Below are 11698 nucleotides of genomic sequence, written 5' to 3'. Positions count from 1 at the left end.
TGCGGGTTTATGGAAATATGAAGTATCGGCTTCTTGGTGGAAAGCTGGACGGGCATCTGCATTTCAAAGCTGCGCATACACTCGCCGATAGAGAAATTCCCGTCCTCGCTCAACAGCATCCGGTTGGAGAAAAGCACCTTTGCTTCCTCGCTGTCCACCTTGTTTTGGTTGTACGCCAGTGCGCCGAACATATTGCCGCCCGTGCTTATTTTGGCAACCATAGTTCCTTGCATTCATTGGTTAATGCAATAACTTGGCGGTTCAGTGCCGCCAGTTCGGTGGTCGCTTTCTCCAGTTTATAGAGAAAAGCCAGTGCCTTTTTCTCGGAAAAATTACTGTGCAACGCCTTTACCACTTGGTTGTAATTGACCGCCACGGCTCTGAATTGTGCATAAAATTCGGTCAGCCGGGCGCAATACTCGACCGCCGATTTGTCCACTTTCACCACCCGGAACGGCTCGCCGAACAACCGGGCGGCGATGAAACGGGACTTGCTCGTAACGCCCGACTGCTCCCATTGCGAGAGGAAGCGGGCATTCTCCCGGTCGTTCAGGTAAAGGACATGGCGATGCTTCGCCGGGTCTGCGAGGGCGGGGCGACCGCCCTTGTTAGGTTTTCTTGTTTCCATGCTTCTTTCAATTAAAAAATTACGACTTCGGAGTGATTTTTACCCCCGCAAGGGGCAAGGCGTTTTCAGGCACGGAAAACGGTTCTATGTGCCATAGAACACACCTTGCTATTTTCTGACGAAAATCGAAATCCGTCACGGACGGATTGGGGTTAGCGTGAAACGGTAAGCCCGGTTATGCACCAGCCTGATTTTACACCCCTGCCCCCTGCGGTTCGTTACTCCGCTGCAAAGTAACGGTGATTTATAATGCTGTAAAATAGGTGGTTGGTGGACAAATCGGGACAGTGCAGGACAAATCGGGACAAGGTTTTCAGGGGACGTTTTTTCTCCTTTTTTTTGCATCGGATTTCAAGATTGAAAGCAAGATTGAAAGAAATATTCCAATCAGGAAAGAATGATTGAAAGCATGATTGCAGGATTTCAATATTTCAAGAAAGAATGAAAGCAAGAAAACAAGATTGAAATAAAACAGTCTTTCAATATTTCAAGATTGCAATATGGAAAGAATGAATGAAAGACTGAATGATTGAAAACAATAAATCTATCAACCAATAATGAACGAAAGCAATATGGAAAACGAGAAAACACCCCTTTATGTCGCCTTTTCCACCCAAAAGGGCGGGGTCGGCAAAACAACCTTTACCGTACTGGCGGCGAGTTACCTATACTACCTCAAAGGCTACGATGTGGCGGTGGTCGATTGCGACTACCCGCAACACTCCATTGCCGGGATGCGCAAGCGGGATGCCGAGCAGGTCGGGGCTGATGAAGATTACAAGCGCATGGCGTATGAACAGTTTACCCGGCTGGGGAAGAAAGCCTACCCGGTGCTGTGCAGTTCGCCCGAAAAGGCGATTGCAACGGCTGATGAACATATAGCCGCCGGACACGTGCCGGATATAGTGTTTTTCGACCTGCCCGGCACGGTGAACAGCGAGGGCGTGATAAACTCCCTCGCGGGTATGGACTACATTTTCACCCCCATTTCAGCCGACAAGGTGGTGCTGGAAAGCAGCCTGTCGTTTGCGGTGGCTATCCACAAGCTGCTGGTGAAGAATGAAGCCTGCCGACTTGCCGGGCTGTACCTCTTTTGGAACATGGTGGACGGGCGGGAGAAAACAGACCTCTACGCCGCCTATGACAAGACGATTAAGGAACTGGAACTGCCGCTGATGAAAACCTTTATCCCCGACACCAAACGCTACAAAAAGGAATTGGTGGCGGATAAAAAGGCAGTGTTCCGTTCCACGCTCTTTCCCGCCAGCCGCCCGCTGGTAAGGGGAAGCAACTTGGAAGAACTGATAACCGAAATAGCGTACTACATCAAATTACAATGATATGGCAAAGCAAAGCGGCGGGATGCCGAAGATAGACGAGGATTTCATGAAAGAACTTATCTCGCAGGGCGTACCCGCCAAGCGGGAGAGCCAGCCGGATGATGCACCGCAGCCCGGCGGCGAAACGGAAACCGCCCACGAGGGACGGCAGACTGAAACGGTGCGGGTGGAGAAAACGACAAACCGCAAGCGCAAGGGCGGCACGGGTGACTACCGGGAAACCTACTTTCAGAAAGTGGAACTGGCAGACCGACAGCCCTTGTACGTGAGCCGCACCACGCACGAGAAGCTGATGCGTATCGTGACGGTGATAGGCGGGCGAAAGGTGACGGTAAGCAGCTACGTGGAGAACATTCTGCTGCGCCACTTCGAGCAGTACCAAGACGAGATAAACACCCTGTATGAAAGTCACTTCCAAAAACCCGTATAGCTATGGTGGTCTATTGCATACTTACCGGGCTGGCGGTGTACTATATCGCCCTATGGATTTGGTATCGCCATGCCGACAACCATACACCAACGGACAAGGCGAATGATGCACCACTTCCGCAAAAACAAGTGGGCGGCTACACGTTGATAGGTGAAAGCCGATACAAGGGTGGACTAATTGGGACAGCGCAGGACAAATCGGGACACCTCCCGCAAGCGGCTGAAAATGATACTATTTTTGCGCCGCAAGCTGACGGACAGTCGGAAGAAAACATTTCGGAAGCAGCAGCCGAAGCGGAAGAAACGCCCGGTTACGAGAATGACGAACCCGACTACGAGGACGAGGAAATAGCCGGGTACATGGACGGTGACGATGATACCGGGCGGGCTACGGGCGTGAGCTTTGACGAACTGGGCGAAACGGTACGCACGGCGAACGCCGACAACCCCACCGAAGCGGAGAAACGGCAAGCCGCCGGGACGCTGGCAAGCATTGAGGGGACGAACCTCTACGATGCGGTGGTGGAGAACATCAACGGCGGGCTGGAAAAGGTGGCGGAACTGCTGGGACGCAACGAAGCGGAACTGGCTACGGCTGCTGTCCCTGCCGGAACTGGCGATGCAAGCAAGGAACACGAAGCGTTCGACATGAACGATTTCCTATAATATAATAATGTATAACAATATGAAGCAACGTGACTACGGTTGATTGGCAACCTGAAAACCAACAGACGGCATCCGTGCCGCAACCACTAAAATTTCAAATTATTCATCCGCCGGGTGACAGCGGACTATCCACCCGCTGCCCCGGCATTAAAAATCTATTCGTAATGAAAAAGAAATTCTTTTTGTCGGCGGCTCTCCTTGCCGCCGTGGTAAGTGCCTACGCACAGGGCAACGGGCAGGCGGGCATCACCGAAGCCACGAACCTAATCACCGGGTATTTTGACCCCGGCACAAAACTGGTGTACGCAATCGGGGCGGTCTGCGGCTTGATTGGCGGGGTAAAAGTATATAACAAATTTTCAAGCGGCGACCCCGACACCTCAAAGACCGCCGCCAGTTGGTTCGGGGCGTGCATCTTCCTGATTGTCGCCGCCACTATCCTGCGTTCGTTCTTCCTCTAAAACGGCAGCTATGTCTGAATATCCGGTAAACAGGGGTATCGGGAAGCCGGTGGAGTTCAAGGGGCTGAAAAGCCAGTACCTCTTTATCTTTTGCGGCGGCTTGCTCGCCGTCTTCGTGGTGTTCATCGTCCTGTTCATGGCAGGCGTGAACCAGTGGCTATGTATCGGTTTCATCGTGTCGGCTTCGCTGCTGCTCGTGTGGCAGACGTTCCGGCTCAACGCACGGTACGGCACGCACGGGCTGATGAAAGCTGCCGCCCGCAAAAGACACCCACGCTTCATTATCAGCCGAAAGGCGTTACCCCGATTATTCACCTACAAAAGAAGAAAGGAAGAAAGAACATGAGGAATACATTAAAGGCTACCACGCTGGAAAGGAAATTTCCACTTTTGGCGGTGGAGAACGGCTGCATCATTTCAAAGGATGCGGACATAACGGTGGCTTTCAGGGTGGAACTGCCCGAACTGTTCACCGTCACCAGTGCCGAGTACGAAGCCATACATTCGGCATGGTACAAGGCAATCAAGGTGCTGCCCGACTACTCCATAGTACACAAGCAGGACTTCTTCATCAAGGAGAACTACCAGCCCGACACGGAAAGGGACGAGCTTAGTTTTTTAAGCCGCTCCTTTGAACGGCATTTCAATGAACGCCCGTTCCTGAACCATTACTGCTACCTGTTCCTAACGAAAACGACAAGGGAGAGAAGCCGCCGACAGAGCGACTTCTCCACCCTATGCCGGGGCAGGATTGTCCCACAGGAAATAGCCGACAAGGAAACGGCTGCAAAGTTCATCGAAGCAGTCGGGCAGTTTGAAAGGATTATGAACGACAGCGGTTTTGTCACCCTTACCCGGCTGGCGGCATCGGAAATCACCGGGCAGGACGGTAAGGCGGGCATCATCGAGAAATACTTCTCGCTCTCGCAGACAGATACCACCTGCCTGAAAGACATCGGGCTGTACCCGGAAGAAATGCGTGTCGGGGACGATATACTGTGCCTGCATACGCTCTCGGACGTGGAAGATTTGCCCGGAAAGGTCGGGACGGACTGCCGATTTGAGAAACTTTCCACCGACAGAAGCGATTGCAGGTTAAGTTTTGCCGCCCCGGTGGGCGTGCTATTGTCGTGTAACCACGTCTATAATCAGTTCATCTTCATAGACGACCACGCCGAAAACCTGAAGAACTTCGAGCAGACCGCCCGGAATATGCAATCGCTCTCCCGCTACTCCCGTGCCAACCAAGTGAACAAGGAGTGGATAGACGAGTACCTGAACGAAGCTCACAGCAAGGGGCTTATCTCGGTGCGTTGCCACTGCAATGTCATGGCATGGAGCGATGACAGGGACGAACTCAAACGCATACGCAACGATGTGGGAAGCCAGCTTGCGCTAATGGAGTGCAAGCCACGCCACAACACGGTCGATACGCCCACGCTCTTTTGGGCGGGCATACCCGGAAACGAGGCGGACTTCCCCGCAGAGGAAAGTTTCTACACGTTCTTGGGGCAGGCTCTCTGCCTGTTCGTGGAAGAAACGAACTACAAGAGTTCGCTTTCCCCGTTCGGTATTAAAATGGTGGACAGGGTGAGCGGTCGCCCGCTGCACATCGACATATCGGATTTGCCCATGAAGAAAGGCATCACGACCAATAGAAACAAGTTCATACTTGGGCCGAGCGGGTCGGGTAAGTCTTTCTTTACCAACCACATGGTGCGCCAGTATTACGAACAAGGGGCGCACGTGTTGCTGGTAGATACGGGTAACAGTTACTTGGGGCTGTCCCAGCTTATCCACAACCGTACGCACGGCGAGGACGGGATTTATTTCACCTACACCAACGAGAACCCGATAGCGTTCAACCCGTTCTATGTCGAGGACGGGGTATTTGACATCGAGAAGAAAGAGAGTATAAAAACCCTTATCCTTACTTTATGGAAGCGGGACGATGAAGCCCCCAAGCGGTCGGAAGAAGTGGCGTTGTCCAATGCGGTAAGTGCCTATATCGAACGTATCACGGGTGACAAGTCTGTAACGCCCTGTTTCAACACGTTCTACGAGTTTGTCCGGGATGATTACCGCCGACAGCTTGAACAGAAGAACGTCAGGGAAAAGGATTTTGACATCGACAACTTCCTGAACGTGCTTGAACCTTATTACAAGGGTGGCGAGTATGACTATTTGCTAAACTCCGACAAGGAACTGGATTTGCTGCATAAACGCTTCATTGTCTTTGAATTGGACAATATCAAAGACCACAAGATTTTATTCCCGATAACGACTATCATCATCATGGAAGCCTTTATCAACAAGATGCGCAAATTAAAGGGAATAAGGAAGTTAATACTAATCGAGGAAGCGTGGAAAGCGATTGCATCGGCGAACATGGCAGACTATATCCGCTACCTCTACAAAACCGTCCGAAAATATTTCGGGGAAGCGATTGTAGTCACGCAAGAGATTGAGGATATTATTTCTTCCCCTATCGTGAAAGAGAGTATCATCAATAACTCGGACTGCAAGATACTGTTAGACCAAAGAAAATATCTCAACAAGTTCGACAGCATACAGAACCTCTTGGGACTGACCGACAAGGAGCGTTCGCAGATATTGTCTATCAACATGGCGAACCACCCCGGACGGAAATACAAGGAAGTTTTCTTCTCGCTGGGCGGCACGCAGTCGGCGGTATATGCCACGGAAGTTTCATTGGAAGAATATTACACCTTCACGACAGAGGAAAGCGAGAAAATGGAACTGTTCGCCCTTGCCGACAAGCTGGGCGGCAACCTTGAACTGGCTATCAAGCGGCTTGCAGAAAGCAAGAGAAATCCCCAATTATCAACCACTTAAAATTTAGAAATATGAAACGTACAAGTAAAATCTTGCTTCTCTTTTCCTGCGTGTTGCTATTGGCATCCTGCAAGGATAGCCCGGAAAAGCAGCTGGAGCAAATGCGGGGTGAATGGGTACATGTCAAGGGACACCCGGCTTTCACGCTCTCGGAAACGGGCGGCGAATACACCGTCACCCGGAAAGCGAATATCAGGGGCAAGGTACTGGAAACTGCCTATCAAGTGTCGGAACAGGACGGAAAACTGTTTATCGGAACTGGCTTTGCCATACTGCTGACGTATGACAAGGAACGTGACCGGATAATCCTTTCACCCGGCGGCGAATACAAGCGAGTTATAAACCCTAAAAACAAAAAAAGATGAAGAAAACAATTCTCCTTATGGCGGTATGCCTTTGCTTCATCGGCAAGGCATCCGCACAGTGGGTGGTGTCAGACCCCGGCAACTTGGCACAGGGTATCATCAACACCACCAAGCAGATAGTGCAGACTTCCACCACAGCCAAGAACACGCTGGACGGCTTCATGGAAGCGCAGAAGATTTTCCAGCAGGGTAAAAAATATTACGATGCGCTCAAAGCGGTACACGATGTTGTCAAGGGCGGTGTCAAGGTAGGAAAATCTATCGAACTGGTGGCGGAAATATCCGAAATCTACGTGCGCAACTTCCAAAACATGCTGGCAGACCCGAATTTCACGCCTGACGAACTATCCGCAATCTCGTTCGGCTATGCCAAACTGATGTCGGAAAGCTCGGACGTGTTGCAGGACTTGAAGAATGTAGTGAACATCACGGGTATGTCGCTGACGGATGCCGAACGGCTGGCTATTATTGATAATGCCTACCGAAGCCTATTGAATTACCGCAACCTCGTGAACTACTACACCCGAAAGAACATTTCCGTGTCCTATCTGCGGGCAAAAAAGAAGAACGACACCGACCGGGTGCTGGCTCTCTACGGCTCGGCGGATGAACGCTACTGGTAACATATAAATCGGTATGCCTATGTTATTAGCAGCAGTGGATTTTGACAACCTGCACCAAGTGTTGCGGGTGCTGTACGATGAGATGATGCCCTTGTGCAGCAACATGACGGGGGTAGCGAAAGGTATTGCCGGATTGGGGGCTTTGTTCTACGTGGCGGCAAAAGTGTGGCAGTCGCTCGCAAGGGCGGAAGCCATAGACGTGTACCCGCTCCTGCGCCCCTTTGCGCTGGGGCTGTGCATCATGTTTTTTCCAACATTCGTGTTGGGTACTATCAACACGGTGCTGTCGCCAGTGGTGAAAGGGTGCAACCAGCTTATGGAAACGCAGACTTTCGACATGAACGAATACCGGGCGCAGAAAGACCGACTGGAATATGAAGCCCTGATGCGAAGCCCCGAAACGGCTTACCTTGCATCGGACGAGGAATTTGACAGGCAACTGGAAGAACTGGGCTGGTCGCCCTCCGACATGGTAACTATGACGGGTATGTATATGGACAGGGCGGCGTACAATATCAAGAAGTCCGTACGGGACTGGTTCAGGGAACTATTGGAAATGCTCTTTCAGGCGGCGGGGCTGATTATAGACACGTTGCGCACGTTCTTCCTGATTGTGCTTTCGATACTGGGTCCGCTGGCGTTTGCGATTTCCGTCTATGACGGTTTCCAAAGCACGCTGACCCAGTGGATTTCACGCTATATCTCCATTTACCTGTGGCTACCCGTGTCGGACTTGTTCAGCAGCGTGCTGGCACGCATACAAACCCTGATGCTCCAAAAGGACATCGAGCAGCTTTCAGACCCGAATTTCATTCCTGACGGGAGCAGCACCGTGTATGTAATCTTTATGATTATAGGTATCGTGGGCTACTTCACCATTCCTACGGTGGCAAGCTGGATAGTGTCGGCTGGCGGAATGTCTGCCTATAACCGTAACGTGGCACGGGCTGGGTCAGTCGCCGGGGCTGCGGCAGGGGCAATCGGTGGAAAGGTATCGGGGAAACTACTCAAATAAACAACATCAATTTATAAAATATGGAATTTAAGTCATTAACGAACATCGAAACGAGTTTCCGGCAAATCCGGCTCTTCGCACTGGTATTCATCTGCCTGTGCGCACTGGTGACGGGCTTCGCCGTGTGGAACTCGTACAGCTTCGCCGAAAAGCAGCGGCAGAAGATATACGTCCTCGACAACGGGAAAAGCCTGATGCTGGCACTCTCGCAGGACATGGCACAGAACAGACCCGTGGAAGCCAAGTCGCACGTGCGGCGTTTCCACGAACTTTTCTTCACACTCTCACCCGACAAGGGGGCTATCGAAAGCAACATCAAACGCTCGCTGTTCCTTGCCGACAAGACCGCTTTCAACTATTACAAGGACTTGGCGGAAAAAGGGTATTATAACCGGGTGATTTCCGGAAACGTCACGCAGACGGTGGAGATTGACAGCGTGAAGTGCGACTTCGACCAGTACCCCTACAAGGTGAACACGTATGCCCGCCAGTTGATTGTCCGGGAAAGCAGCCTGACGGTGCGAAGCCTTGTGACCTCGTGCCGGTTGCTCAACGCCACACGGAGCGACAACAACCCGCACGGCTTCATCATCGAAGCGTTCACCATTACCGAGAACAAGGATTTGCAAACCGTTAAGAGGTAGCCTTATGGAGAGAAAACGAAACTACATCGAAAAGGTGCGGGACTGGGCGGACGACTGCCTGCGCCGAATGTGCGGACGGATTACGCCGGGCAAAAGGCTGGCGGTTATCCTCGTGATGTTCTTCTTTTTCGGCGGCTTGTCTATCTATATCACCGTTTCATCAATCTACAACATCGGGAAACGGGACGGCAGGCGGCTGCAAATAGAACATATCAAACAACTGCCATTGCAAGGCAATGACACAATCAACAGTATCAACCCCTTAAACAGACCGGAATATGGAAGAAGTACAGAAGAATGAGAACGGCACGACCGTACCGCAGGCGGACGGGAAGCCGAAAAAGGAAGATAAACCCAAACGGGAACTTACCCCGCAGCAGGTGCAGCAGCGCAGGAAAATGATAGTCTTCCCGCTGATGTTCCTTGCCTTTGCCGGGTGCATGTACCTGATATTCGCCCCCTCCGGCAAAGAGGACGTGAACGTGGAGAGCGTGGGCGGCTTCAACGCCGACATACCCCTGCCCGCAGAGGACGGGATTATAGCCGACAAGCAAAAGGCTTACGAGCAGGCGATGATAAGCCGCAAACAGCAGGACAAGATACAATCCTTGCAGGACTTCGGTTTCACGGGGGACGATGAAACGGAAGAACCGCAAGCGGAAATCGACCTGATGCCGGAAGAAGATGCGCAGCCACAAAGGGGCGGCGGTGCTTCTTCGGCATACGCTTACCGGGACATCAACCGCCAGTTAAGCACGTTCTACGAAACGCCCCCTGTGGACGAGGAAAAAGAGGACTTGAAGCGGCAGGTGGCGGAACTGACCGACCGACTGCAACAGCAGCAGAACGCCACACCCACCGCTGACGACCAAATGGCACTCTTGGAAAAGTCCTACGAGCTGGCGGCAAAGTACATGAACGGCGGGCAGGGACAAGTCGCACAAGTCTCGGTAACGGGCGGCATTGACCGCAAGCCGGATGCGGTGGCGGTGCAGGCTATCCGGGAAACGACCGTATCGGGATTGCAGCAGCCCATGAGCGATGCCGACTTCATCCGGGCTTACAGCCAGCCACGAAACTACGGCTTCAACACGGCGGTAGGCACGGGCTACGCTATGGGAAAGAACACGGTAGCCGCCTGCATCCACCAAGACCAAACGCTGGTGGACGGGCAGGCGGTGAAACTCCGGCTGCTCGAACCCATGCAGGCGGGCAGCATCGTCGTGCCGAAGAATACCCTCGTGGCGGGAACGGCAAAAGTGCAGGGCGAACGGCTCGACATACTGGTGTCCTCGATTGAGTACGCTGGCAACATCATCCCGGTGGAACTCGCCGTGTTCGACACGGACGGGCAAAAGGGGCTGTCCGTCCCGTCCTCTATGGAGCAGGAAGCGTTCAACGAAGCTATGGCGAATATCGGAAGCGGGCTGGGTACAAGCATTTCCTTTGCCCAAAGTGCCGGGCAGCAGGTGGCTATGGACGTGACAAGGGGATTGCTGCAAGGAACGTCCGGCTACCTCGCCAAGAAGTTCCGAACCGTGAAAGTGAAGCTGAAAGCCGGGTACAAGGTGATGCTTTACGCCAAACAACAATAACCATTTTATCAACCACTAAAATTTTAATTAACAATGAAACAGATTTTTGTAATGTTCGCCCTCTTGCTGGGCGTGTGTGCGGCAAACGCACAGGAAACCGACACCGTGAAGTATGCGGCTGGCAACGACTTGTACCGGGGAATTACCCGGAAACTCCCGTACCGACAAATGGTAACGCCCTACGGCGTGGAAGTGACCTTTGCCAAGACGGTGCATATCATCTTCCCCGCCGCCGTCCGCTATGTCGATTTGGGAAGCAACCACATCATAGCGGGCAAGGCTGACGGTGCGGAGAACGTAATCCGGGTGAAAGCCACGACAGAGGGCTTTCCGGGAGAAACGAACTTCTCCGTTATCTGCGAGGACGGGAGTTTCTTTTCATTCAACGCCAAGTACGCCCGTGAACCGGAAATGCTCAACATCGAAATGAAAGACTTCTTGGAGAATGAAGATACGTCCGATTTCTCACATACCCGCATGAACATCTATTTCCGGGAATTAGGTAATGAAAGCCCGCTGTTGGTGAAGCTGATAATGCAGAGCATCTACAAGAACAATGACCGGAAAGTGCGCCACTTGGGCAGCAAGCGTTTCGGAATACAGTTCTTAATCAAGGGGATTTACACCTATAACGGGATGCTCTACGTGCACACGCAGACGAAGAACAGTTCCAACGTGCCTTTCGATACCGACTTCATCAAGTTTAAGATAGTCGATAAGAAAGTGCCCAAGCGCACGGCTATTCAGGAAACGGTGCTGGATGCGGTACGTAGCTACAACGAGGTGATAGAGATTGCAGGAAAAAGTACCGTGCGCACGGTGTACGCCCTGCCGAAGTTCACCATTCCTGACGACAAGCTGCTGGTCGTGGAACTCTACGAGAAGAACGGCGGGCGGCATCAGACCATACGGGTGGAGAACGCCGACATCGTGAACGCAGAAGTGATTGACGAACTCAAAATCAAATAGGGAATGAAAAGACACATCTTTATAATGATGCTCTTTGCGCTGTGCCTGACCTCGTTTCAGGCACACGCACAAAGATACCTGCCGGGCATGAAAGGCTTGCAGGTCAC

14 protein-coding genes and 2 pseudogenes are annotated in these 11698 nt (G+C 52.1%); 14 read left to right on the top strand and 2 right to left on the bottom strand.

Features of this window, described 5'->3' with window-relative positions; translation table 11 throughout:
- A pseudogene (locus H8S64_RS21610) lies at nucleotides 1-221 on the bottom strand (conjugal transfer protein MobB); the annotation flags it as partial.
- Entirely contained in the window at nucleotides 206-628 is a 423-nt protein-coding gene (gene mobA, locus H8S64_RS21605; RefSeq protein ID WP_117749019.1) for a conjugal transfer protein MobA, read from the bottom strand. The gene mobA and the pseudogene H8S64_RS21610, both read right to left, overlap by 16 nt.
- Before the next feature lie 557 nt (nucleotides 629-1185).
- On the opposite strand from mobA, the gene H8S64_RS21600 reads away from it, so the two are divergent.
- From H8S64_RS21600 to H8S64_RS21535, 14 genes and pseudogenes are all read left to right on the top strand, one after another.
- Nucleotides 1186-1968 carry a ParA family protein gene (locus H8S64_RS21600; RefSeq protein ID WP_025077255.1) on the top strand — a complete coding sequence of 261 codons (783 nt, stop codon included), beginning with the start codon at nucleotides 1186-1188 and terminating at the stop codon, nucleotides 1966-1968.
- Between the two features lies 1 nt (nucleotide 1969).
- Nucleotides 1970-2398 carry a DUF3408 domain-containing protein gene (locus H8S64_RS21595; protein ID WP_016276704.1) on the top strand — a complete coding sequence of 143 codons (429 nt, stop codon included), beginning with the start codon at nucleotides 1970-1972 and terminating at the stop codon, nucleotides 2396-2398.
- Between the two features lie 2 nt (nucleotides 2399-2400).
- Complete coding sequence (locus tag H8S64_RS21590; protein WP_025077254.1) at nucleotides 2401-3063, top strand: hypothetical protein; 663 nt, start codon at nucleotides 2401-2403, stop codon at nucleotides 3061-3063.
- A 164-nt stretch (nucleotides 3064-3227) separates the two neighbouring features.
- On the top strand, nucleotides 3228-3524 hold the full coding sequence (locus tag H8S64_RS21585) for a DUF4134 domain-containing protein (protein ID WP_016276706.1): 297 nt from the start codon (nucleotides 3228-3230) through the stop codon (nucleotides 3522-3524).
- A gap of 10 nt (nucleotides 3525-3534) precedes the next feature.
- A complete protein-coding gene (locus H8S64_RS21580; protein ID WP_009291848.1) occupies nucleotides 3535-3870 on the top strand; it encodes a DUF4133 domain-containing protein in 336 nt (111 codons plus the stop codon).
- Complete coding sequence (locus H8S64_RS21575) at nucleotides 3867-6380, top strand: TraG family conjugative transposon ATPase (protein ID WP_016276707.1); 2514 nt, start codon at nucleotides 3867-3869, stop codon at nucleotides 6378-6380. The genes H8S64_RS21580 and H8S64_RS21575 overlap by 4 nt, the downstream gene beginning before the upstream one ends.
- 11 nt (nucleotides 6381-6391) lie before the next feature.
- The gene (locus H8S64_RS21570; protein ID WP_016276708.1) at nucleotides 6392-6745 is read left to right on the top strand and encodes a DUF3876 domain-containing protein; all 354 of its coding nucleotides are present in this window, start codon (nucleotides 6392-6394) and stop codon (nucleotides 6743-6745) included.
- Nucleotides 6742-7368: a DUF4141 domain-containing protein gene (locus tag H8S64_RS21565; protein ID WP_016276709.1), complete on the top strand. Its 627-nt coding sequence runs from the start codon at nucleotides 6742-6744 to the stop codon at nucleotides 7366-7368. Before H8S64_RS21570 ends, H8S64_RS21565 begins: the two co-directional genes overlap by 4 nt.
- 19 nt (nucleotides 7369-7387) lie before the next feature.
- A complete protein-coding gene (traJ, locus tag H8S64_RS21560) occupies nucleotides 7388-8383 on the top strand; it encodes a conjugative transposon protein TraJ (RefSeq protein ID WP_016276710.1) in 996 nt (331 codons plus the stop codon).
- A gap of 20 nt (nucleotides 8384-8403) precedes the next feature.
- A complete protein-coding gene (gene traK, locus H8S64_RS21555; protein WP_004309966.1) occupies nucleotides 8404-9027 on the top strand; it encodes a conjugative transposon protein TraK in 624 nt (207 codons plus the stop codon).
- Between the two features lie 4 nt (nucleotides 9028-9031).
- A complete protein-coding gene (locus tag H8S64_RS21550; protein WP_016276711.1) occupies nucleotides 9032-9328 on the top strand; it encodes a TraL conjugative transposon family protein in 297 nt (98 codons plus the stop codon).
- Nucleotides 9306-10622 carry a conjugative transposon protein TraM gene (traM, locus tag H8S64_RS21545; RefSeq protein WP_016276712.1) on the top strand — a complete coding sequence of 439 codons (1317 nt, stop codon included), beginning with the start codon at nucleotides 9306-9308 and terminating at the stop codon, nucleotides 10620-10622. The genes H8S64_RS21550 and traM overlap by 23 nt, the downstream gene beginning before the upstream one ends.
- Nucleotides 10623-10655: 33 nt before the next feature.
- Nucleotides 10656-11591 carry a conjugative transposon protein TraN gene (gene traN, locus H8S64_RS21540; RefSeq protein WP_016276713.1) on the top strand — a complete coding sequence of 312 codons (936 nt, stop codon included), beginning with the start codon at nucleotides 10656-10658 and terminating at the stop codon, nucleotides 11589-11591.
- Nucleotides 11592-11594: 3 nt separating this feature from the next.
- Nucleotides 11595-11698 (top strand): annotated as a pseudogene (locus tag H8S64_RS21535) (conjugal transfer protein TraO); the annotation flags it as partial.

Source organism: Butyricimonas hominis (assembly GCF_014287455.1).
Lineage (GTDB): Bacteria > Bacteroidota > Bacteroidia > Bacteroidales > Marinifilaceae > Butyricimonas > Butyricimonas muris.
Note: the sequence above shows the minus strand (reverse complement) of the source record. Positions and strands in the feature narration are given on the sequence as shown.